This window comes from Microbacterium phoenicis, assembly GCF_047302325.1.
Taxonomy (GTDB): domain Bacteria; phylum Actinomycetota; class Actinomycetes; order Actinomycetales; family Microbacteriaceae; genus Microbacterium.
On sequence record NZ_CP154849.1, the window covers coordinates 674707 to 697582 of the forward strand.

Annotated in this window: 23 protein-coding genes; 15 read left to right on the plus strand and 8 right to left on the minus strand. The window is 69.8% G+C overall.

Annotated features, from left to right (window positions below):
• The first annotated feature begins 35 nt into the window (after window positions 1-35).
• A complete protein-coding gene (locus ABCU91_RS03380) occupies window positions 36-659 on the plus strand; it encodes a PadR family transcriptional regulator (RefSeq protein WP_413354794.1) in 624 nt (207 codons plus the stop codon).
• Complete coding sequence (locus tag ABCU91_RS03385; protein WP_413354795.1) at window positions 656-2146, plus strand: DHA2 family efflux MFS transporter permease subunit; 1491 nt, start codon at window positions 656-658, stop codon at window positions 2144-2146. The genes ABCU91_RS03380 and ABCU91_RS03385 overlap by 4 nt, the downstream gene beginning before the upstream one ends.
• 42 nt (window positions 2147-2188) lie before the next feature.
• On the opposite strand, the gene purD is transcribed toward ABCU91_RS03385, so the two are convergent.
• Window positions 2189-3460, minus strand: a complete 1272-nt coding sequence (gene purD / locus ABCU91_RS03390) for a phosphoribosylamine--glycine ligase (protein WP_413354796.1) — start codon at window positions 3458-3460, stop codon at window positions 2189-2191.
• 44 nt (window positions 3461-3504) lie between these two features.
• Between purD and ABCU91_RS03395 the strand changes: the two genes are divergently transcribed.
• The 4 genes from ABCU91_RS03395 (at window position 3505) to ABCU91_RS03410 (ending at window position 5958) form a co-directional block, all read left to right on the plus strand.
• A complete protein-coding gene (locus tag ABCU91_RS03395; RefSeq protein WP_413354797.1) occupies window positions 3505-3858 on the plus strand; it encodes a sterol carrier family protein in 354 nt (117 codons plus the stop codon).
• A 54-nt stretch (window positions 3859-3912) separates the two neighbouring features.
• Entirely contained in the window at window positions 3913-4797 is an 885-nt protein-coding gene (locus tag ABCU91_RS03400; protein WP_413354798.1) for a hypothetical protein, read from the plus strand.
• Between the two features lie 68 nt (window positions 4798-4865).
• Window positions 4866-5618: an HtaA domain-containing protein gene (locus ABCU91_RS03405; protein ID WP_413354799.1), complete on the plus strand. Its 753-nt coding sequence runs from the start codon at window positions 4866-4868 to the stop codon at window positions 5616-5618.
• A gap of 22 nt (window positions 5619-5640) precedes the next feature.
• Entirely contained in the window at window positions 5641-5958 is a 318-nt protein-coding gene (locus ABCU91_RS03410; RefSeq protein WP_091358394.1) for a potassium transporter Trk, read from the plus strand.
• Here the strand turns inward: ABCU91_RS03410 and ABCU91_RS03415 are convergent, their stop codons facing one another.
• Window positions 5959-6567 (minus strand): zinc-binding alcohol dehydrogenase, encoded by a 609-nt coding sequence (locus ABCU91_RS03415; RefSeq protein ID WP_413354800.1) that lies wholly within the window; start codon window positions 6565-6567, stop codon window positions 5959-5961.
• A gap of 79 nt (window positions 6568-6646) precedes the next feature.
• On the opposite strand from ABCU91_RS03415, the gene purM reads away from it, so the two are divergent.
• Genes purM through ABCU91_RS03430 form a run of 3 tightly spaced genes read left to right on the plus strand, consistent with a single transcriptional unit; the run spans window position 6647 to window position 10489 of the window.
• Complete coding sequence (gene purM, locus ABCU91_RS03420; protein ID WP_413354801.1) at window positions 6647-7765, plus strand: phosphoribosylformylglycinamidine cyclo-ligase; 1119 nt, start codon at window positions 6647-6649, stop codon at window positions 7763-7765.
• 9 nt (window positions 7766-7774) lie between these two features.
• Window positions 7775-9238, plus strand: a complete 1464-nt coding sequence (gene purF / locus ABCU91_RS03425; RefSeq protein WP_413354802.1) for an amidophosphoribosyltransferase — start codon at window positions 7775-7777, stop codon at window positions 9236-9238.
• 18 nt (window positions 9239-9256) lie between these two features.
• On the plus strand, window positions 9257-10489 hold the full coding sequence (locus ABCU91_RS03430) for an MFS transporter (protein WP_413354803.1): 1233 nt from the start codon (window positions 9257-9259) through the stop codon (window positions 10487-10489).
• 15 nt (window positions 10490-10504) lie between these two features.
• On the opposite strand, the gene ABCU91_RS03435 is transcribed toward ABCU91_RS03430, so the two are convergent.
• Entirely contained in the window at window positions 10505-10714 is a 210-nt protein-coding gene (locus tag ABCU91_RS03435; protein ID WP_091358414.1) for a DUF3073 family protein, read from the minus strand.
• A gap of 148 nt (window positions 10715-10862) precedes the next feature.
• On the opposite strand from ABCU91_RS03435, the gene ABCU91_RS03440 reads away from it, so the two are divergent.
• Window positions 10863-11423, plus strand: coding sequence for a universal stress protein (locus tag ABCU91_RS03440; RefSeq protein WP_413354804.1), 561 nt, complete (start codon window positions 10863-10865; stop codon window positions 11421-11423).
• Here the strand turns inward: ABCU91_RS03440 and ABCU91_RS03445 are convergent, their stop codons facing one another.
• From ABCU91_RS03445 to ABCU91_RS03455, 3 genes are all read right to left on the minus strand, one after another.
• A complete protein-coding gene (locus ABCU91_RS03445) occupies window positions 11424-12026 on the minus strand; it encodes a helix-turn-helix transcriptional regulator (protein ID WP_406922949.1) in 603 nt (200 codons plus the stop codon).
• A gap of 1 nt (window position 12027) precedes the next feature.
• On the minus strand, window positions 12028-12879 hold the full coding sequence (locus tag ABCU91_RS03450) for a DUF4097 family beta strand repeat-containing protein (RefSeq protein WP_413354805.1): 852 nt from the start codon (window positions 12877-12879) through the stop codon (window positions 12028-12030).
• A gap of 249 nt (window positions 12880-13128) precedes the next feature.
• Window positions 13129-13287 (minus strand): hypothetical protein, encoded by a 159-nt coding sequence (locus ABCU91_RS03455; RefSeq protein ID WP_164499361.1) that lies wholly within the window; start codon window positions 13285-13287, stop codon window positions 13129-13131.
• Between the two features lie 184 nt (window positions 13288-13471).
• Here ABCU91_RS03455 and ABCU91_RS03460 point away from each other — a divergent pair, with 184 nt between their 5' ends.
• From ABCU91_RS03460 to ABCU91_RS03470, 3 genes are all read left to right on the plus strand, one after another.
• On the plus strand, window positions 13472-13741 hold the full coding sequence (locus ABCU91_RS03460; protein ID WP_413354806.1) for a Rho termination factor N-terminal domain-containing protein: 270 nt from the start codon (window positions 13472-13474) through the stop codon (window positions 13739-13741).
• Window position 13742: 1 nt separating this feature from the next.
• Complete coding sequence (locus tag ABCU91_RS03465; protein WP_406922946.1) at window positions 13743-14705, plus strand: DNA topoisomerase IB; 963 nt, start codon at window positions 13743-13745, stop codon at window positions 14703-14705.
• 88 nt (window positions 14706-14793) lie between these two features.
• The gene (locus ABCU91_RS03470; protein ID WP_413354807.1) at window positions 14794-18099 is read left to right on the plus strand and encodes an efflux RND transporter permease subunit; all 3306 of its coding nucleotides are present in this window, start codon (window positions 14794-14796) and stop codon (window positions 18097-18099) included.
• A 3-nt stretch (window positions 18100-18102) separates the two neighbouring features.
• On the opposite strand, the gene ABCU91_RS03475 is transcribed toward ABCU91_RS03470, so the two are convergent.
• Window positions 18103-19011 (minus strand): aldose 1-epimerase family protein, encoded by a 909-nt coding sequence (locus ABCU91_RS03475; protein WP_413354808.1) that lies wholly within the window; start codon window positions 19009-19011, stop codon window positions 18103-18105.
• 233 nt (window positions 19012-19244) lie between these two features.
• Here ABCU91_RS03475 and ABCU91_RS03480 point away from each other — a divergent pair, with 233 nt between their 5' ends.
• Together ABCU91_RS03480 and ABCU91_RS03485 are read left to right on the plus strand one after the other, a co-directional pair.
• Window positions 19245-21320, plus strand: coding sequence for a DEAD/DEAH box helicase (locus ABCU91_RS03480; protein WP_413354809.1), 2076 nt, complete (start codon window positions 19245-19247; stop codon window positions 21318-21320).
• Window positions 21321-21342: 22 nt separating this feature from the next.
• The gene (locus ABCU91_RS03485; RefSeq protein WP_406922942.1) at window positions 21343-21768 is read left to right on the plus strand and encodes a GNAT family acetyltransferase; all 426 of its coding nucleotides are present in this window, start codon (window positions 21343-21345) and stop codon (window positions 21766-21768) included.
• A 1-nt stretch (window position 21769) separates the two neighbouring features.
• Here ABCU91_RS03485 and ABCU91_RS03490 read toward each other — a convergent pair whose 3' ends face one another.
• A complete protein-coding gene (locus ABCU91_RS03490; protein WP_413354810.1) occupies window positions 21770-22828 on the minus strand; it encodes an Rv2578c family radical SAM protein in 1059 nt (352 codons plus the stop codon).
• Between the last annotated feature and the right edge of the window lie 48 nt (window positions 22829-22876).

Genomic DNA, 22876 nt, shown 5'->3' on the forward strand with positions numbered 1-22876 from the left:
ATAGTCCACATGGACTAATCGGCGGAGGGAGCCCCATGGCAGATGCCGTCTCGCGGCTCACCCCCACCGCGATCATGCTCCTCGCGCTCCTGCGCGAGGACGACATGCACACCTACGAGATGGTGCGCCTGCTGCGCGAGCGCCGGGCGGATCGCATGATCGCACTGACGCACGGCACGATCTACCACACGGTCGCTCGCCTCGAACGGCAGGGCCACATCGTCGAGGTCGGCAGCGATCGCGCCGGCAACCGACCCGAGCGCACGACCTACGCGCTGACGGATGCCGGGGCCACCGCGCTCCTCATCTGGATCCGTCGCGAGCTGGTCTCGATCGACGACCCCGAGCGGTTCCGCATCGCCCTCACCGAGGCGCACAACCTCGATCGGGCCGAGGTGATCACGCTGCTGACGCAGCGACGCGAGCTGCTCGCGGCATCCCTCGACGCGCACCGGAGCGCCCGCGAGACCGCCATCGCGCACGGGTCGCACCCGCAGTTCCTCATCGAGGTCCACCGGCAGGCTGCTCTGCTGGCCGCCGACATCGCCTGGCTCGACGACGCGGTCGAGTTCATCCGGCGTCCCGACACCGTCTGGGGTGTCGTCGACATCCCCGTCACCGACCGCTATCTGGCACAGAGAGAATCCGCACGCGCATGAGCGAGAGCACGACCACCGTCCGCACCCCCGGTGCGGCCCCCGCCCCGACGAATCCGTGGCCCGCGCTGTGGGCGCTCGTCCTCGGGTTCTTCATGATCCTCGTCGACACCACGATCGTCTCGGTGGCGAACCCCGCCATCAAGGCGGCGCTGGACCCCACCACCAGCAACCTCGACAACGTCGTGTGGGTCACGTCCGCCTACCTCCTGACGTACGCCGTCCCGCTGTTGGTCACGGGCCGCCTCGGCGACCGGTTCGGGCCGAAGAACATCTACCTCATCGGGCTCGCGATCTTCACGCTCGCCTCGCTGGCGTGCGGACTGTCGGGCTCGCTCGAGATGCTGATCATCGCGCGCGCCGCCCAGGGCCTCGGCGCCGCCCTCATGACGCCGCAGACGATGGCGGTCATCACCCGCACGTTCCCCGCCGAGCGGCGCGGAGCGGCCATGGGCCTCTGGGGTGCGACCGCCGGTGTCGCCACCCTCGTCGGTCCGCTCGCGGGCGGCCTGCTCGTCGACGGCTTCGGCTGGGAGTGGATCTTCTTCGTCAACATCCCCGTCGGGATCATCGCCTTCGTCCTCGCCGTGCGCCTCGTTCCGCAGCTCGAGACGCACCCGCACCGTTTCGACCTGCTCGGCGTCGTCCTCAGCGCGGTCGCCCTGTTCCTCATCGTCTTCGGCCTGCAGGAGGGTCAGCACTTTGAGTGGGCGCCCTGGGTGTGGGTCATGATCGTCGCCGGTGTCGCCGTCCTGGCGGTCTTCGTCTGGACGCAGGCGCGCACCAAGAGCGAACCCCTCGTGCCGCTCGCGCTGTTCCGCGACCGGAACTTCGCGATCTCGAACCTCGCGATCGCCGCCGTCGGCTTCACCGTGACGAGCATGGCGTTGCCGATGGCGTTCTTCACGCAGCTCGCGCGCGGACTCACCCCGACCGAGTCGGCACTGCTGCTCATCCCGATGGCCGTCCTGTCGGGGGTCCTCGCGCCCTTCGCCGGACGCATTCTCGACCGGGTAGACCCCCGGGTGCTGCTCGTTCCCGGACTGTCGCTCATGGTCGTCGGTCTCGTCGGCTACGTGCTGCTGATGAACACCGAGGCTCCGATCCTCCTGCTCCTCATCCCGTCCGCGATCATCGGTGTCGCGAACGCCGGGATGTGGGGACCGCTGGCCACCACAGCGACCCGCAACCTGCCGCCGCAGCAGGCGGGTGCCGGCTCGGGCATCTACAACACGACGCGAACGATCGGTTCGGTCATCGGGTCCGCCGCGATCGCCGCCGTCATGCAGGCGCGCCTCGAGGCGAATCTGCCCGGTGCGGGCGATGCAGCCAGTGGCGACTTCGGTGGAGGTGGCGGGATGCCGCCCGCCGTCGCCGAGGGATTCTCGACCGCCATGGGGCAGGCCACGCTGCTGCCGGCCGCCGTCATCGCGCTGGGTGTCGTGCTGGTGCTGTTCCTGCGCCGCCCCGCGCACCTCGCGAAGCGCTAGGGGTCACTGCGAAGCGCTGAGGTCACTGCGAAGAGCTGAAGGTCACTCCGACGCGCTGAGCGCGATGTCGCGGCGGTAGTGCGCCCCCTCGAGCGAGATCTGCTCGAGGGCGGCGTACGCCCGGCCGCGGGCGTCGGCGAGGTCCGTGCCGAGGGCCACGACGTTCAGCACGCGGCCACCGGTCGCGACGAGTCCGCCGTCGCCGTTCTTCGTCGCCGCGTGGGCGAGGTGGACGCCGTCGACGGATGCCGCGGCATCCGTTCCCGTGAGGGGGCGACCCGTGAGCGGCTGCTCGGGGTATCCCTCGCTGGCCAGGACGACGGTGACGGCCGCCTCGGCGGAGAACTCCGGTGCGGGCTCGGACTCGAGCGTGCCGCTCGCAGCGGCGAGCAGCAGTCGTGACAGCGGGCTCGTCAACCGGGGGAGGACGACCTGGGTCTCGGGGTCGCCGAAGCGCGCGTTGAACTCGATGACCTTCACGCCCGCGTCGGTCAGGATCAGCCCGGCATAGAGCAGTCCGATGAACGGGGTGCCCTCGGCATCCAGCTGTCGGATGACAGGCTCCGCGACCTCGGCGGTGACCTGCGCGACGAACGCCTCTTCGCTGCCGAAGCGATCCGCGAGCCAGGGGAGGGGCGAGTACGCGCCCATGCCGCCCGTGTTGGGCCCCTCGTCGCCGTCGAGCGCGCGCTTGAAGTCCTGGGCGGGGCTGAGCGCGCGGACGGTGTCGCCGTCGCTCAAGAAGAAGAGCGAGACCTCGGGGCCGGCGAGGAACTCCTCGACCAGCACGGGGCCGCTCGGCAGGTAGGTGGCGGCATGGGCGAGGGCTGCCTCGCGGTCGGACGTGACAATGACGCCCTTGCCGGCCGCGAGCCCGTCGGCCTTCACGACGTAGGGCGTGCCGAACTCGTCGATCGCGGCGGCGACCTCGTCGCGGGTCTGCGCGCGCGCCGCGCGGCCGGTCGGGACGCCCGCGGCATCCATGATCCGCTTCGCGAACGCCTTCGACCCCTCCATCTGCGCCGCGGCCTTGCCCGGTCCGAAGACGGGGATGCCGCGCTCGCGCAGCGCATCGGCGACGCCCGCGACCAACGGCGCTTCGGGGCCGATCACGACGAGGTCGATGTGCTGCTCGTTCGCGAAGGCGGTGACGGCGGCGGGGTCGTTCTGGTCGAGGTCCGCGACGAGGGTCGCGTCGGCGGCGATGCCGGCGTTGCCGGGGGCCGCGAAGATCTCGTGCCCGGCGCCTTCGGCGACCAGAGCGAGGATGATGGCGTGCTCGCGCGCGCCCGAGCCGAGGACCAGGATCTTCACCCCGCCAGACTACCGATCGCCGCGCGCGCGTTACGGTGGCATCCATGGCCCGCACGATCAGCACCGGAGACGGGCGCGACGCGCTCGCCGCCGTCGCCGCCGGCGGCGGGGCGCGCACCGACCTCGCCACCGCCGTCCGCTATCTGCTGCAGCTGCTCGTCGAGAAGGCGCCCGGCAACTCCGTCGAGGTCCGCGTCCCGCCCTTCGGCGCCGTGCAGGTGGTCGAGGGTCCGCGTCACACGCGCGGCACCCCGCCGAACGTGATCGAGACGGATGCCGCGACCTGGATCGCGCTCGCCACCGGACAGGCCGCCTGGGCCGACGCCGTCACGGCCGGCACCGTCCGTGCGTCGGGCGTGCGGGCCAACCTCGACGGGCTCCTCCCGCTCCGCCCGTGATCACGCTGTGGGGAACTCCACGGCCATCTCGCCGCGGGATGGGAGACTGACGCCGTGGCAAAGCTCGAGGGGAAGGGTCGTTCCGGTCGCGTGCGCAGGCATCTGCGTTGGGCGGTGCCGCTGATCCTCGGCGTGCTCGCCTACGTCGTGTTCATCTCGTGGGCTGCGGCGATCAGCTCGACGGTCGATTCGGACGACCCCGCGGATGCGGGTGCATCTCTCACCATGCTCCTCGTGGTGGGTCTCGCATTCCTGCTTCCCTTCATCGCTCTCGTGTTCGTCATCGTCGGCGCAGTGAGGGCGTTGGCCGAGTGGAGACGCGATCGGCGTCATGCGACCGGCCGATACAACCGAGCCGAGCTTGCAGACCGTGCCCAACAGGAGCACTTCGGACGCGCCTGGGAGGCGACCGCCCAGCTGCGAGCGACGCTGGCCGCCCACCAGGTGCCGCCACAGATCCGGGTGTGGGACGTCGTTCCTCGTCCGAACGAAGCCTTCTTCCTCGACACGACGGCGACGTATGCGCGCTTCTACGGTCAGAACGTCTCCTATTCCCAGTCCGGCGGGTTCTTCTTCGGCCACCCGCTGTTCGTCGCGGCTGGCCTCGCGGTCACGGCGGCTGGAAATGCTGCTCGACGCTCTGCAGCGGAGGCCGCCGCCGCCGTGCAGTGGCGCGAGCACCAGACCGTGCGACTAATCGTGTCGAACCAGAGACTGATCTGTCTGGCCAACGGACAGTGGTTGAGTTTCGACTACGGCGCCATGACGGCCGTGTATCCCGAGGTTCAGCAATGGTCACTCGTGTGCCAGTTCGACTCGGCGGAGCCGCTCATGCTGCACGGGCCGGGTGTTCCGGCAGCGGCGGTCATCACCGTGCTCATGACCTACGGCCCCGACGCCGTCGCGGAGCACCCGAGCCTCGCGCCGTTGGGTCGCTGACCACCGCCGACCGCCTCTGGCGTGCGTGCTCCCGCCCGCCGGTACGATCGCCTGCGGAGAGGAACCGCATGCAGGCACGACACCTCGGGGTGAACGCGCGTTCGACGATCCTCGTGATCGCCCTGGCGGCGGCCCTCCTCCCCGCCACCGCGCTCCCCGCGCAGGCCGCACCTCGCACGTGCACCGTGTCCGAGGCGAAGGTCGTGTGGGCTGCCGGTGCCTCCGATGTGCAGGCGAGCGGTTCCGTCACCGCCGATGACAGCACCCTCACCTTCGAGGAGGGCAAGGGCGTGCTCGAGCCGGTCGCCCCGGCCGGCAGCGCGAGCTTCGACGGCTCGCTCGTCTACATGAATACGGCAGGCGTGAAGACGACCCTCTCGGCGCCGACCCTCGTCCTCGACGGCGAGACGGGATCGCTCCTCTTCGACGTGCAACCCGAAGGCGCCGACCAGATGCCACAGGCTCCGTTGGCGACGATCGATCTGCGAGCCGCCGCGGTCTCCGAGGCGGGGGACACCGTCAACCTCGACGGCGTCGCCGCGACGACCGAGCCGACCGCCGAGGGCCGCGAGGTCCTGTGGTCAGGCGCGGCCGGCACGCTCGACCTGACCGTCATCGCGACGTGCACCACCGCCGAGCCCGCCGCAGTGCCGGTCGATGGCGAAGCGGATGCCGGGGGCACCGGCATCCTGGTTCCCGTCATCGTCGTGGGGGTCGCGGCGCTCCTCGCGACGCTTCTGGCGGTCGGATCGGTGCAGCGGCGCAAGCGCAACAGCGCTCGCGCGGCCCAGCCGGAGATGGTCGACGACCCGCGTCCGTGAGGCGGGGGTGGACAATGGACTCATGGCCGAGCATTCCGAAACGAACGTCGAGTCCGCGCAGCTGCGGCGCACTCCTCGGTTCGCCGCGTTCTTCGCAGCGGGCGCGGCGCTCGGCATCGTCGTCGCGCTCATCCTGACCTACGCGTTCGGTGACGGTCAGATCAGTGAGAGCACGGGCGCGACCTACTCGCAGAGCCAGGTCTTCGGCTTCCTGCTGCTCGGCTGCGTCCCGGCGGGCGTAGCGCTCGGCGGGCTCGTCGCCCTCATCTTCGACCGCGTACTGGGGCGGCGGAGCACCACCGTGCGCATCGAGCGGGAACGCGTCGAAGAGTCCGACTGATCAGGCGAGTTCGGCGATGATCGGCTGAATCGCCGGGTCGAACGCCGCCACGTCACCGCGCAGTCCGTCGGTGACCGCGATCGTGAGCGAGCCGATCCACCACACACCCCGCTGCGTCAGCGGGAGCACCTGCACGTTGAGCTCGAATGAATGCGCTCGACGTCCGACGCGCCGCTCGTGTTCGGCGATCGCGCTCGCGTAGGCGCGGTAGCTGCTGGCCGAGCCCGACCGGGCCTGCGCGGCGTAGCGGTCGCTCGCCCAGTTCGCGTAGGCGACGGCGTCGGCCGCCAGCGGCGCCATGGCCGCCCGCAGCTCGTCGAACCCCTCGACGGGCAGGACGGCGAGGGTCTCGAAACCGTCGACCAGATCGAGCGGGACAGGAGAGGGGTGCGCTTGCGGCTCGACCGCCATCGCCCAGTACGCCAACCACTGCCGCTGCAGGACGGCGGCGGCGTCATCGTCGACGGGCTGCGCGGCGGGGGCACCCCGCAGGTGGGGAAGCTCCTCGGGAGCACGGATGCCGAGCGCCTGGCGCACGTACAGCGCGACGAGCACCGTCGTGCTCGCGTCCTCCCGTACGACCCACTCGGGCCGCTCAGCCCCACTCATGGCGACATCCTATGGCGCCCCTGTGGTCGGCGTCCCGTGGCGACGATGGCGGATCGCCCGGTCCGGTGGCCGGTAGGCTGTGCGGGTGGCCTCGACTCCCACCGATCCCTATTCCGCTGCCGGCGTCGACACCGCGGCGGGGGACCTCGCCGTCGAGTTGATGAAATCGGCCGTCCGTCGCACCCAGGGCCCTGAGGTCCTCGGCGGCGTGGGCGGCTTCGCCGGACTCTTCGACGCATCCGCCCTGCTCGGCTACACCAAGCCGCTGCTCGCGACCTCGACCGACGGCGTCGGCACGAAGGTCGCCATCGCGCAGGCGATCGACAAGCACGACACGATCGGCCAGGACCTGGTCGGCATGGTCGTCGACGACATCGTCGTGGTGGGTGCGAAGCCCCTCTTCATGACGGACTACATCGCGACGGGCAAGGTCTTCCCCGAGCGCATCGCCGACATCGTGCGCGGCATCGCCGACGGCTGCTCGGCCACGGGGACCGCACTCGTGGGCGGCGAGACCGCCGAGCACCCCGGGCTCCTCGGCATCAACGATTACGACGTCGCGGGCGCGGCGACGGGTGTCGTCGAAGCGAATGCCGTCCTCGGCGCCGACCGCGTGCGGTCGGGTGACGTCGTCCTGGCGCTCGCCTCGAGCGGTCCGCACTCCAACGGCTACTCGCTCATCCGGCACATCATCGCGAACGCGGGCATCGGCTACGGCGACAACGCCGCGGACTTCGGCCGCACGTGGGGCGAGGAGCTCCTCGAGCCCACCCGCCTCTACACGTCGCCGCTGCTGCGCGCGATCGACGCGCACCCGGGCGCGGTCCACTCCCTGAGCCACGTCACCGGCGGCGGCATCGCGGCGAACCTCGCGCGCGTGCTGCCCGTGGGCACCTGGGTCGACGTCGACCGCTCCACGTGGTCGCCACCGCCCGTGTTCCGCGTGCTCGCCGACATCGGCGGGCTGTCGCTCGAGCAGACCGAGGGCACCTGGAACCTCGGCATCGGCTTCCTCGCGGTCGTCTCGCCCGAGACCGCCGAGGCCGCGGCATCCACCCTCTCGGCCGAGGGCATCCACACCTGGCAGGTCGGGACGGTGTCGGATGCGGCGCTGCCGGCCGGTGACTACGAGCAGGGCGCGAAGGGCGTCGACGGCGGCGCGGTCCGCCTCGTCGGCTCCTACGCAGAAACGGACTGAGCTACACCTATGTGCGGAATCGTCGGCGTCGTCGCTCAGGGGCCCGCCAACCAAGAGGTCTACGACGCCCTGCTGCTGCTGCAGCACCGCGGTCAGGACTCGACCGGCATCGCGACGGCCGAGTCGAGCGGCATCTTCCACATCGCGAAGAACCGCGGCATGGTGCGCGAGGCGTTCCGTACCCGCGACATGCGCTCGCTCCTCGGCACGATCGGCCTCGGCCACGTCCGCTACGCCACGAAGGGCACCGCCTCGAACGAAGAGGAGGCTCAGCCGTTCTACGTCAACGCCCCGTACGGCATCGTCCTCGTCCACAACGGCAACCTGACGAACACGCGCGAGCTGACCGAGGAGCTCTTCCGCACCGATCGCCGCCACCTCAACACGAGCTCCGACACCGAGCTGCTCGTCAATGTGCTCGCGAACGAACTGCAGGCGGTCATCTCAGGACTCGAGCTCGATCACGAGCAGATCTTCGAGGCCGTCACCCGCGTCCACCAGCGCGTCGAGGGCTCGTACGCCGCGATCGCCTTGATCGCCGGGTACGGACTCCTCGCCTTCCGTGATCCCTTCGGCATCCGTCCCCTGATCCTCGGCACCCGCAAGGCCGAGAACGGCCGGTACGAGTGGACCGTCGCGTCGGAGTCGCTCGTCCTCGAGAACGGCGGCTTCGAGGTCGTCCGCGACGTCGAGCCGGGCGAGGCCGTGTTCATCGACCTCGAGGGCAACCTCTTCACACAGCAGGTCGCGCCGAGCCCGAAGCTCGTGCCGTGCTCGTTCGAGTACGTCTACCTCGCGCGTCCCGACTCGGTCATGAACGGCATCTCGGTCTACGAGGCCCGTCTGCGGATGGGCGAGCGTCTCGCCGACACGATCGCGAAGTACACCCCCGAGGGCTCGATCGACGTCGTCATGCCGATCCCGGACTCCTCGCGTCCCGCCGCGATGCAGGTCGCCCGCAAGCTCGGCATCGAGTACCGCGAGGGCTTCTACAAGAACCGCTACATCGGCCGGACGTTCATCATGCCGGGCCAGGCGATCCGCAAGAAGAGCGTGCGCCAGAAGCTCAACGCGATGTCGACCGAGTTCAAGGGCAAGAACGTCCTGCTCATCGACGACTCGATCGTCCGCGGGACCACGTCGCGCGAGATCATCCAGATGGCCCGGGATGCCGGGGCCACCTCGGTGACGTTCGCGTCGGCCGCGCCCCCCATCCGCTTCCCACACGTCTACGGCATCAACATGCCGTCGCGTCACGAGCTCGTCGCGTACAACCGGACGATCCCCGAGATCGCTGAGGAGCTCGGCTGCGACTATCTCGTCTACCAGGAGATCGACGATCTGAAGGCGGCGATCCTCGAGGGCGCTCCCGACGTCGAGGATCTCGACATGAGCTGCTTCGACGGTCGGTACGTCACCGGCACGGTCAGCGACGAGTACCTCGCCTGGGTCGAGGGGACCCAGGAGTCCTGAGCGGCCTAGGCTGAATCGGTGACGACACCTGACCCCCTCGCCGTGCGACGGGGCCGGATCCTCGCCGTCGTCGGCATCGTCCTCCTCGCGTTCTCACTGCGATCGGCGGTCGCGTCGCTGTCGCCGCTGTTCGATGCGATCGGCGAGGACTTCGATCTCCCTGCTGCCGTGCTGGGACTCATCGGCACGGTGCCGCCGCTGTGCTTCGCGGTGTTCGGTCTGCTCGCCGCCGGCTTCGAACGCCGGTTCGGCCTCGAGCGCACGACCCTCGTCGCCCTCGGTGCCGTGGGGCTCGGACTCGTCGCCCGCGCCGCCGCCCTCGATGCGTACGGCCTGCTGTTCGGGTCCGCGCTGATCTTCGCGGGTGTCGGTGTCGGCAACGTCCTCGTCCCGGCGCTGGTGAAGAAGTATTTCGCCGAGCGCATCGGCCTGCTCACGACCGTCTACACGACGACCATGGCCGTCTCGACGTTCCTGCCCCCGCTGATAGCGGTGCCCATCGCCGACGCCGCCGGCTGGCGTACGTCGCTCGGAGTGTGGGCGGTGTTCGCGGTGGCGGGACTGATCCCCTGGATCGTGCTCGCCGTCCGTTCCCGCCGCGCCGCCGCGGCCGACGTGGACCTCGAAGCTCCCAGCACCCGCGTCTTCGGGCGGATGTGGCGGCTGCCCACCGCGTGGGCGCTCGCCATCACGTTCTTCGCCTCGAGCGCCGTCGCCTACACGTCGTTCGCCTGGCTGCCGAAGATCCTCGTCGACACAGCGGGTGTCACGCCCCAGGTCGCCGGGGTCCTGCTCTCGCTGTTCGCCCTCATCGGGCTGCCGGCGTCGCTCGTGGTGCCCGCGCTCGTCGCGCGCCGCGGTGTCGTACTACCGCTGTTCGTCGTGGCCTCGGCGTCGGGTGTGCTCGGAGCGGGCGGGCTGCTCGTGGCCCCGGCATCCGCTCCCTGGCTCTGGGTGGCGCTCCTCGGAACGCTCCCGCTGCTGTTCCCGCTCGTGCTGACCTCGGTCGGACTCCGCACGCGGACGCACGACGCGACGGCCGCCCTCAGCGCATTCGCTCAGAGCGTCGGTTACGGCGTGACGATGTTCATGCCGATCGGGGTCGGCATCCTGCACGATGCCACCGACTCATGGACGGCGCCGCTCGTGATCCTCATCGGGATCTCGCTCCTGGCACTTCCCGCCGGCGTCGTGATCGCACGACGGAAGACGGTCGAGCAGGAATGGGAACAGCGCCACGGATCGTGGTGAGCGTGAAGGAGGAGGTCAGGCCTTCTCGAGCGACGGCGACGGAGATTCGGACTCGTCGTCCTCGTCATCCTCGTCGGCGTACTGATCGGCCCACTTGTCCTCGTACTGCTCGTCACCGGGCGCGCCGAGCTCACGCTCGAGCGCGTTGATGTTCAAGCTGTAGGTGTCGTACTTCAGCTCACGGGCGATCTTGGTGTTCTTCGCCTTTTGACGGCCACGCCCCATGCGTAACCCCCTCATTTCACGAGTGCGGGCTTGGTCCGGCAGCCCGACGCAGTCACAGTCCGGCAGAGGCCGGGAAGAGTAGCATTCAGGGTACCACGGAGCGTTCCCGCCGCCCTCGCGGGCGGGGATCCAGGAAAGGTGATCCGCCATGCCCGATGCCGAGTCGCAGCCCACGGTCCGTCGTCCTCACCGTCCGGTGATCGCCGGGATCGTGCCCGGTCAGTCGTCCCGTGTGCTTCGAGAAGCGGCGCAGTACGCCCGGATGCACGGTGCGGCGCTCCTCGTCGCTCATGTCGACGTGACGCGGTTCGTGTCCTACGAGGATCCCGACGGTTACGTGCACACCGCGCCGATCAACCTCGACGCGATCCCCAGTGAGGCGCTCGAGACGCAACTCCGCGACGAGGCGACGCGTGCGCTGGACGGAGTGGACATCGCCTGGCAGCTCGAGATGCTCGCGGGGGATCCCGCGCTCGCGATGAAGGATCTGGCCGAGCGCACCGACGCGAGGCTGATCGTCGTGGGAACCCGCAAGCGCGGCATCGGCGAATCGATCCGCGAGTTCTTCACCGGGTCCGTCGCCGCGCGCCTGGCCCACCGGCAACCGCGACCGATCCTCGTCGTGCCCATCGGCGAACCGGCGCGCGACGACGAGGATCCGTGGCGTGAGAAGCAGAGCTGGCCCGAGGAGCTCTGGCCCGACGGCTGATCAGCCCCGCGTCGCGCGTCGCACGGCCTCGGCCGCCTCGTCGAGCGCGCCCTTCAGGTCGTCGATGACGGATGCCGCCAGGTCGCCGCCCCGCGCGACGTGGCTGCGAAGGTCCGCACGGAGCTCGGCTCGGAACTCCGCCAGCAGCTCGTCGGCCCGCCGCACCTGCTCGCGAGCGGATGCGCGCGGGTCGGGTGTCGGGGACGGCGACGGACGTGCGGAGGGCTGGGAGGCCGCGGCGAGGTCGGCCTGCAGGCTCCGCATCGCCTCTCGGACGCCCGCGCGCACTTCGTCGGCGATGAGTCGGACGCTGTCGGCGAGCCCGGCCTCGATCCCGGCGAGGTCACCCGAGCGCGACGACACTTCGGCACGACCGGCATCCGTGATCTCGTAGACGGTCTTGCGCCCGTCGACGGTCTTGGTGACGAGTCCTTCTTCTTCGAGCTTGGACAGGCGCGGGTAGATGGTGCCGGCACTCGGCGTGTAGGTGCCGCCGGTGCGGTCCGACAGCGCCTGCATGAGGTCGTAGCCGTGGCGGGGTGCCTCGTCGAGGAGGCTCAGCAGGTAGATGCGCAGATCGCCGTGGGAGAAGACGGGGGGCATGTCAGATCTCCTCGCGGATCGGAGCCTCGTCGGCGATGGCAGCGCTGGTGCGCCGGACGACGGTGACGTCGCCCGAGACGGTGTTGGCGCGGACCTCGGCGAACGAGCCGCTGAGTTCGCCGACCGTGCCCGAGTAGTTCGAGCCGATCCCGCTCTGCGAGCGGTCGATCCCGTCGACGTTGAGCTTTCCGCTCACGGTGCGGAGGGTGTACTTCGCCGCCACCGACTCGTCGAGGCGCAGTGTGGCCGCGCCGCTGACGGTGTTGAACGACACGTTCTGCGTCGGCCCGCTCGAGTCGATGAGGACGGCGCCGCTGACCGTGTCGGCGAAGGCGGTGCGGATCGTGCCCGCGGCGGTGATGGCCCCCGACACGGCGTTGGCGTTCAGGGTGCCGGTGAGTCCGCGCATCTGCACGTCGCCCGAGACGGAGTTCGCCGTCACATCGCCCGTGAGCCCGTCCACGATGATGTCGCCCGAGACGGTGTTGAGCTTCGCGTCGGCGGTGAGGCCTGCGACGAGCGCGCTCGCGCTGACGACGCCGAGTGTCAGGGCGATGTCGCGGGGAACGGCGATGCTGATCTCGGCCTGCGGACCGCCGCTCCCGAAGTTGCGGAACGAGGTCAGGAAGTTGTCCCACCGCAGCTGCGCATGGTCGATCTCGATCGCGCCGTTCTGAGCCTCGATGCGCAGTTCCTTCTGGGTCACGGAGTGCACTTCGATGCGGACGCCGGGCTCATCGTGGGCGACGACGTCGATCTGTCCGCCGACGAGTCCCACTTTGAGTCGACGGATGCCGTCGAGGTCGATGACGCGGGTCTCCCCGGGCTGCACGAGCCACTTCTCGAGAGTCATTGTTGTCTCCTGCGGGTCAGCGCGAATCAAGATATATCGCGTTGGACAGAGGGTAACACGATATATCTCGAGTGTCGAGACTATGGCGGCGCGACCGCATCGCTGTCGTCAGAAAGGTGCTCCGCCACCACGTCGGCGGGTGACCGGATGCCGCACATGATGAGGCCCCCTCGACCGTGGACGGGAGGGGGCCTCGTGCGCTCTTGGGGGAGAGCGCCGCTGACACGCCTGGGGGAGCGCGTCAGACGATCATGTGTTCTTGCGCAGTACTCGCAGCAAGAAGGCGATCAGAGCGATGACACCGACGATGATGGCGACCCACAGCAGGAACTGGAGGCCTTCCGTGATGCCGCCCACGATCGCCAGCACGATGGCGATCACGATGATGATGATGAGTGCGAGGTTCATTGGAGGCTCCCTCTGATTGTCTCCGTTGTCCGCCGGAGCGGGGGTGACGCGGGTGTGCGTCCAGTCATTGCTATCAGCGTTCTCTCAGGTGACGACAGGCCTTGACAGGTCGGCCATGCGGTGACATAACGTGGCCGCACGCGGGCGATCCTTGTCCGTGATCGACACGTGAGGCGGACGCACCATGCCGGCAGGACGCGGCTCGAACAGCCTGAAAGACCCCGAACTGTACGAGGAGCTTCGCGCCGACGGAGCGTCGAAGGAGAAGGCCGCGCGCATCTCCAACGCTGCCGCGCGCGACGGTCGGAAGGCGGTCGGCAAGCGCGGTGGCCAGGCCGGCGACTACGAGGACTGGACCGTGGCCGACCTCCGCGCGAGGGCGAAGGAGCTCGGGCTCAGCGGGTACTCGCGCGCCCGCAAGGCGGAGCTCATCGACATGCTCCGATCGCACTGACGTGCCACGACTCAAGCGCGTCCGGCCGGGCGTCGATCTGGGATACCGCCGGCTGCGTTCCGGCACCGGCTTCCGCTACGTGGATGCCGACGGTGCACCGCTCCCGAAGGCGGAGGCCGACCGCGTGCGCGCCCTCGTGCTGCCGCCGGCATGGCAGGACGTGTGGATCTGCGCCGACGCGAACGGCCATGTCCAGGCGACCGGCGTCGATGAGGCGGGGCGGGTGCAGTACCGGTACCACCCGCAGTGGACCGCCGGCCGCGACAAAGGCAAGTACGCCCGAGCGCTGCAGCTCGCCGAGGCCCTGCCACGGGCCCGCGGGCGGGTCACCACATCGCTTCGCCGGGAGGACATCGACCAGGAGCGCGTCCTCGCCGCGGCCTTCCGGCTCCTCGACCTCGCCGCCCCGCGCGTGGGCGCGGAGCGGTACCTCGTCAAGCACGGCAGCCGCGGACTCACGACGCTGCTCCGTCGCGACGCGGTCGTCGACGGCACCGTTGTCGCGCTGCGGTTCCCCGGCAAGAGCGGTCAGCGGCAGGAGATGGAAGTCGACGACGTGGATCTGGCCGCAGCGGTCGAGCTGCTCGTCGGAGGGCGCCCCAGTTCGCCCCTCCTGGCCTACCTGCGCGGGCGTCGTCGCGTCGCGCTCAGCCCGCGGGACGTGAACCTCTACGTCCGGTCGATGACCGGCGGAACCTTCACGGCCAAGGACTTCCGCACTCTCCGTGGCACCATCACTGCAGCGGAGGCGCTCGCTCAGATCGGCCCGGCGACGAAGAAGAGCGACCTCAAACGTGCCGAGGTGCTGGCGGTGAAGGTCACCGCCGAAGCACTCGGCAACACCCCCACGGTCGCGAGGAGTTCGTACATCGACCCGAGGGTCTTCGACCGGTATCGGCGAGGCCTGATCCTCGACACCACGGTGTCGCCCGAATCCGCCATCCGAACGCTCATCCTCGCCTGACGCCGGTTCCCAGCCTCGGGGGCTGACGCGCGTGAAATACTGGCGCGCGTCCCCGCACCGCCCCCTGCATCGTGGAAACAGGCCCCCGTTGTCTCACCTCGCCGTCCTGAGCCTCAAGAACCGTGCGCTCATCGCCCTCATCACGATCGTCGCGGCGATCTTCGGAGGCCTCGCGCTCACGAGCCTCAAGCAGGAGCTGATCCCGCCGATCCAGCTGCCGCAGCTGTCGATCCTGACGACCTACCCGGGAGCCTCTCCCGACGTCGTGAACAACGACGTGTCGACTCCGATCGAACAGGCCATCCAGGCCGTTCCCGACCTCGAGTCGACGACGTCGACGAGCACGACGAACGCGTCGATCGTCCAGGCATCCTTCGCCTACGGCACCGACCTCGCGACGGCGGAGCAGAAGATCCTCCAGGCCATCAACCGCCTCGACTCACTGCCCGACGACCTCGACACCAACGTTCTCGCCTTCTCGACCGACGACCTGCCGGTCATCTCGATCGCCGTGACCGGCTACAGCGACGAGACCGCCGTGCAGGACCGACTCGAGAACGCTGTGATCCCCGACATCGAGGACCTCGACGGCGTCGCCGCCGCACAGATCGTCGGTGGTCGCACCTCGCGCGTCACGATCACCCCCGATCAGGAGAAGCTCGCACAGGCCGGCTACACCCAGACGGCGCTCACCGACGCCCTCGACCAGAACGGCAAGCTCTTCCCCGGCGGCACCGTCTCGGAGGGCGACCAGACCCTCACGGTGCAGACGGGAACGAAGCTCGACTCCGTCGACGGCATCTCGGATCTCCCGCTCGTCCCGACCGACGCCGACCAGATCGCCGCGGGAGATGTCACGATCGGCGACGTCGCGAAGGTCGTCCTCGACACAGACCCCGTGACGTCGATCTCGCGCGTCGACGGCACGCCGGCGCTCACCGTGTCGATCACGAAGCTTCCCGCAGCCAACACCGTCGACGTCTCGCACCTCGTCCGCGACTCGCTGTCCACGATCACGGACGACCTCGGCAACGGCGCGACCGTCACGGTGGTCTTCGACCAGGCGCCGTACATCGAGCAGTCGATCGAGGCGCTCGCCCAGGAGGGACTGCTCGGCCTCGCGTTCGCCGTCGTCGTCATCCTCATCTTCCTGCTGTCGGTGCGCTCGACGCTCGTCACCGCCATCTCGATCCCGACGAGCGTGCTCATCACGTTCATCGGCATCCAGGCGTTCGGCTACTCGCTCAACATCCTGACGCTCGGCGCGCTGACGATCGCGATCGGACGCGTCGTCGACGACTCCATCGTCGTCATCGAGAACATCAAGCGGCACTACGTCGGCGACGCCGACAAGCTGGCCTCGATCCGCCTGGCGGTCCGGGAGGTGGCGTCGGCGATCACGGCATCCACCCTCACGACCGTCGCCGTCTTCCTGCCCATCGCCTTCGTCGGCGACCTCACGGGCGAGCTGTTCCGTCCGTTCGCGCTGACCGTGACGATCGCGATGCTCGCCTCGCTCTTCGTCGCGCTGACGATCGTGCCCGTGCTGGCGTACTGGTTCCTGCGGCCGGGCAAGCCGGTTCTGGATGCCGCGGGCCGGGCCATCGACCCCGAAAACCCCGCCGCCCCGCCGACCCGCCTGCAGAAGTCGTACCTCCCTGTGCTCCGCTGGACGCTTCGGCACTCGGTCGTCACGATCCTCCTCGCCGTCCTCGTGCTGGGGGGAACGATCCTGGCGGTGCCGCTCATGAAGGTCAACTTCCTGGGCGACTCGGGTCAGAACACCTTCACCGTCCGCCAGGACATCGGCGCGACCGCGAGCCTCGACGCGCAGGACGCCGCGGCGAAGCGCGTCGAAGAGGTCCTCCTCGACGTGGACGGCGTCGACACCGTGCAGACCTCGATCGGCTCCACCGGTTCCGCGCTCCGCGACGCCTTCTCGGGCGGCGGAACGGGCATCACCTACTCGATCACGACCGACCCCGACGCCGACCAGGAGCAGATCCGCACCGACGTGCAGAAGGCCGTCGCCGATGTGGAGGATGCCGGTGAGATCACCGTCGCAGCCGCCCAGGGCGGCTTCGGGTCGACCGACGTCGAGGTCGACATCACGGCGCCCGATGCCGGTGTCCTCCGCGACGCCACCGACAAGGTCGTCGCGGCCCTGAAGGACGCCGACGGCGTCGACCAGGTCGACTCAAACCTGTCGGCATCCCTCCCCTTCGTCTCGGTCGCCGTCGACCGCGACGAGGCTGCGAAGCTGGGACTGTCGGAGGTCGCGGTCGGCGGTCTCGTCGCGAACACGATGCAGCCGCGCCAGATCGGCACCGTCGAGATCGACGACTCGACGCTGACCGTCTACCTCAAGGCCGCCGAGATCCCCGACACCATCGAGAAGCTCCGCGGACTAGAGATCGCGAGCGCGTCGGGACTCATCCGCCTCGACGAGGTCGCGACGGTCGAGCAGTCCGAGGGGCCCTCGTCCATCACGAGTGAGCGCGGCCAGCGTACGGCGACCGTCACCGTCACCCCCGCGAGCGACGACCTGAACGCGGCGGGCGCCGCCGTGACCGCGGCGCTCGCAGGCGCCGACCTCCCGCAGGGAGCGGACGCGGAGGTCGGCGGCGTCGTGACGCAGCAGCAGGATGCCTTCGCGCAGCTGGGTCTCGCGATCCTCGCCGCCATCCTGATCGTCTACATCGTGATGGTCGCGACCTTCAAGTCGCTGCGTCAGCCGATCCTGCTGCTGATCTCGGTGCCCTTCGCGGCGACCGGCGCGATCCTGCTGCAGATCGTCTCGGGTGTGCCCCTGGGTGTCGCGTCTCTCATCGGCGTGCTGATGCTCGTCGGCATCGTCGTGACGAACGCGATCGTCCTCATCGACCTCGTCAACCAGTACCGCGAGAAGGGTCTGCCGACCCCCGAGGCTGTGCTCGCCGGTGGCGCTCGCCGTCTGCGGCCCATCCTCATGACGGCCCTGGCGACGATCTTCGCCCTCACGCCGATGGCGCTCGGGATCACGGGGCACGGCGGTTTCATCTCGCAGCCGCTCGCGATCGTCGTCATCGGAGGTCTCGTGTCGTCGACCATCCTGACGCTGCTGGTCCTCCCCGCCCTCTACAACCTCGTCGAGGGTGCCAAGGAGCGTCGTGCCGCCAGGCGGGGCGACGTCGTACCGGCTGTCGCCGGCGCGTCGACGGGAAGCCAGGCTCCGCTGACGCGGCGCGCGCGGCGGGATGCGGCATCCGTCGCCGTCACGGGTGCTGCGGCCGTCGACACGGCGCTCGTCATCGAGGAGGCTCCGGACATCGAGATCCCGGTGGACGAGCCCGCCGTCGTCGAGGAGCCTGTCGCCGAAGACTCAGGCGCGGAGGAGCCGCGGCGCGAGGAGTGAGGGTCAGTCGGCCTTGGTGAGGTCGACGCCCCACTCGAGCGTCCACGTCTCGCCGGGCGCGAGTCGGCGCAGGCTCCGCCCGGAGTTGAATGCGTCGGCCGGCGCCGTCATCGGCTCGATCGCGACCGCGAGGTCGTGCCCGGGGAACCGATCGGTCGTGAACACCTGCACGTACTCGAACCCTTCGCCCGCCCACACCGTCAGGCGCCGGGAATCGGGTGCGACGAGGTGAGCCTCGATGCGACCGCCCCGGCGGGGGAGCCCGGCGAACGCGACGTCGAGCGACAGGTCACCGACGCGGCGCGGTGAGCTCAGGTCGTGCGCCGCGTCGACCGGCTCCTCGGCGATGGGGATGTTCTGCTCGTCGAGGCGGAACCACGTCCGCGCCTCGAGCTGCAGCGACAGGTCGGCCGTGTCGACGTCCGAGACGCGGAAGTAGGGATGGGTTCCGACCGCGACGGGCGCGTCGCCGGCTCCGACGTTCGTGATCGCGTGGGTGACGTGCAGGCCGGGCTCCTCGAGCGCGTAGGTCACCCGGTTCTCGAGGTGGTACGGATACCCGGACTGCGGGAACACGTCCGCGCGCAGGGTGAGGGCGGCATCCGTCTGCTCCTCGGCTCGGTAGGGCGCGAACCGCAGCAGCCCGTGCGACGCGTTGCCGAACTTCGGCTCGGTGATCGCGAGCTGGCGGAGCTCGCCGTCGTCCTCCCAGCGGCCGTCGCGGATGCGGTTCGGCCACGGCACCAGGACGATCCCGGATGCCGCGGGTGTCGGCACGTCGTCGGGGTAGTCCGGGACGAGGTCGACTCCGCCGACGCGCAGCGCGCGGAGCGCGGCACCGACCTCGGTGATCTCGGCGGAGACGTCGGCGGCGTGGAGGCTGAAGCGGGTTCCGGTGGGGTCGGCGGCCATGCGGCCAGCGTATCCGCGCGGCCGCTTCACAGGTGAGGCGGGTATCGTGGAGCAGTCGGCGGAGGACACCGCGCTGTGCGCGGGCATCCTGTGTAGTCCTCGGGGCCGATCTCGAAACCCGATCCGCGGTTTCGGAACCAGTAACTGGAATGGCCCCCGGCCGACGGAAGTCCGGGTCTCACCGTGCGTGCGCGCACGGCGCTGTTTCGTGCGAGAACTGAGAAAGCACACGCATGCCCAAGAACAAGAAGCCGGCCGGCGGCCGCGCGCAGAACTTCGAACCCCGCTACGGCAAGAAGACCTCGTACCAGGACGCCAAGCGTCGCCCGGGTCAGGCCTCCGCCGGCACCGCCGGCAGCAAGAGCCCCAAGCACCGCGGCTTCCGCGCCGCCGAGGAATCGGCACCCGCGAAGGGCCGCTGGACCGAGCAGGACCGCGCCGGCCGGGCCGAGGCCCGCGGCATCCGCTCGAACGCCCGCGGCGACCGCGGCTTCGACGACCGTCCGCGTCGCGATGACCGGGGCGACCGTCCCCGCTTCGACCGGAACGAGCGTCCGGCCCGGTCGTTCGATGACCGTCCGCGTCGGGATGACCGGGGCGAGCGTCCCCGGTTCGACCGGAGCGCGAGCAGCAACTCCTCAGATTCGGCGCGGCGCCCTGCCCGCGGGACCGATCCGCGCCGTTCGGGCGCGGATGTGAGGAGTTACGACCGGAACGCCCGTCCGGCCCGTTCGTTCGACGACCGTCCGCGTCGGGATGACCGGGGCGACCGTCCCCGGTTCGACCGGAACGACCGTCCGGTGCGTTCGTTCGATGACCGTCCGCGTCGGGATGACCGGGGCGACCGTCCCCGGTTCGACCGGAACGACCGTCCGACTCGCTCGTTCGACGACCGTCCGGCCCGCTCCTTCGACGACCGTCCGCGTCGGGATGACCGGGGCGACCGTCCCCGCTTCGACCGGAACGACCGTCCTGCCCGCTCGTTCGATGACCGTCCCCGTCGAGACGAGCGCGCGAACCGGTCGGACTGGCGCGCGGCCGAGAAGGCGAAGGCGCACCAGGAGCACGTCGACGTCGTGCATGAGCGTCTGCAGGCCGAAGCAGTGGATGCCGCATCCGTCGAGCAGGCGTCGTTCGCCGACCTCGGGCTCGGCCAGAACATCGTGCGCACCCTCGAAGGCCTCGGCGCCACGAGCCCGTTCGCGATCCAGGCGGCCACCGTCCGTCCGATCCTTGAGGGCCGTGACGTCCTCGCCCGCGGCCGCACCGGCTCGGGCAAGACGATCGCCTTCGGCGCCCCGCTCGTCGAGCGCGTGCTGCGCGGTCAGGCCGGCAAGCGCCGCGCGTGGGGTCGCTCGCCGCAGGCCCTGATCCTCGCGCCGACGCGCGAGCTCGCCCTGCAGATCGACCGCACCGTGCAGGAGCTCGCGCAGAGCGTGGGCCTGTTCACGACGCAGGTCTACGGCGGCGTCCCACAGGGCCGTCAGGTCGGCGCGCTCAAGAAGGGCGTCGACATCGTCATCGGCACCCCGGGCCGCATCGAAGACCTCGAGAAGCAGGGCAAGCTCGACCTGTCCGAGGTCGGGATCGTCGTGCTCGACGAGGCCGACCACATGAGCGAGCTGGGCTTCCTCGAGCCGATGCAGCGGATCCTCCGCCTCGTGCAGGACGATGCGCAGAAGCTGCTCTTCTCGGCCACGCTCGACCGTGAGGTCGCTGCGCTCGTCGACGAGTTCCTCGTGGACCCGGCCGTCTACGAGGTCGCCGGCGAGACGCAGGAGACCAGCACGATCGACCACCGCGTGCTCGTGATCGACCACCGCGACAAGGCCGAGATCCTGACCTCGCTCGTCGACCGCGACGGCAAGACGCTCGTCTTCACGCGGACCCGTGCGTACTCCGAGATGCTCGTGGAGCAGTTCGAGGATGCCGGGATCGCCGCCGTCGCCCTCCACGGCGACCTCAACCAGGCCAAGCGCACCCGCAACCTGCAGCGCCTGACCGACGGCAAGGTGAACGTGCTCGTCGCGACCGACGTTGCGGCGCGCGGCATCCACGTCGACGACATCGACCTGGTCGTCCAGGCCGACGCTCCCGACGAGTACAAGACGTACACGCACCGCTCGGGCCGCACCGGTCGCGCGGGCCGCGCGGGCACGGTCGTCACGCTGATCACGCGTCAGCGTCGTCGGCGCATGACCGAGATGCTCGAGCGCGCCGAGATCGACGCGCCCTTCGACGAGGCGCGCGCCGGCGACGACGTGCTCGAGGAGATCACGGGTCGCCAGGCCGCGAACGTCGACGCCTGAGGGTTCTCACTAGGGTGGGCGGATGCCGGTTGTCATCCGCCCCCTCGGTGATCCCGACGTCGAGCAGGTCGTGTCGCTGTGGCACTCGGTCGGTCTGACGCGTCCCTGGAACGATCCGCACCGCGACATCGCACGTGCGCGGGCGGTCTGGCCCGACCTCCTGCTCGTCGCGGCCGACAGCGATCGCGTCGTCGGCTCGGTCATGGCCGGCTACGACGGCCACCGGGGTTGGCTGTACTACCTCGCGACCGACCCGGACCGCCGTGTCGAGGGCATCGGAAGGATGCTGGTCGCCGAGGCGGAGCGCCGACTCGAGGCGCTCGGCTGCCCGAAGGTGATGCTCATGGTCCGCGAGGGAAACGACGCCGTCGCGGAGTTCTACGACGCCCTCGGCTACGCCCGCGACGCGACCTCGGTTCTCGGCAAGCGCCTGATCCCCGACGGGTGAGTCAGAACAGTATCGCGGATGCCTGTTCCCGGGTCGCGGTCTTCATGACCGGCCCCGTGGTCCGCACCGGACCCATCCCGCGCGGCGGGACGTCTTCTTCCTCGAGTCGGCCGTGCAGGCCGTGGCGCCGTAGCAGCGGGCGCACGCGCGCCGACAGCCACGAGCGGTAGCCGTTCGGCGCCGACACGGCGGCGCCCGGGTACAGGCCGCGGTAGGCCGGCACGAGGTCGGGACACTCCCGCTCGAGCCATTGCCAGAACCACTCCTTCGCGCCCGGCCGGAGGTGCAGGGCGCCGAACACGACCCGACGCGCACCGGATGCCGCGATCCGCGCGATCGCGTCGTCGAGCACGTCGACCCCGTCGGTCAGGTGCGGCACGATCGGCATGAGGAACACGGTCACCGAGAATCCGGCGTCCGTCGCGGCCTTCACGGTGTCGAGCCGTGCCTGGAACGACGGAGCCCCCGGCTCGAGGAGTTGGCGCAGCGGTTCGTGGGGGATCGCGATCGACATGGCGATATGGATCGGGACGTGGGTCGCGGCATCCGTCAGCAGCGGCAGGTCGCGGCGCAGCAGCGTGCCCTTCGTCAGGATCGAGAACGGTGTGCCGCTCGAGGTCAGGGCGTCAATGACACCGGGCATCAGTTTGTAGCGCCCCTCTGCGCGCTGGTACGGATCGGTGTTGGTCCCGAGGGCGACGGGTTCGTGTCGCCACGACGGCTTGGCGAGTTCGCGCGCGAGCACCTCCGCGACGTTCACCTTGACGACGATCTGCGAATCGAAATCGGCACCTGCGTCGAGGTCGAGATACGTGTGCGTCTGACGAGCGAAGCAATAAGCACATGCATGTTGGCAACCTCGATACGGGTTCACCGTCCACGAGAACGGCATCGCCGACCCGCTCGGCACATGGTTCAGGGCCGACTTCGCGACCACCTCGTGGAAGGTCATGCCAGCGAACTCCGGGGTGGTGACCGATCGGACGAGGCCACCCATCGACTCGAGGCCGGGCAGGGCCGCGTCGTCGACCGTCGAGATGTCCTGTCCCTGCCATCGCATTCACTCATTCGAACACGCGTACGATTCTGCGTCAACGACACACGCGGG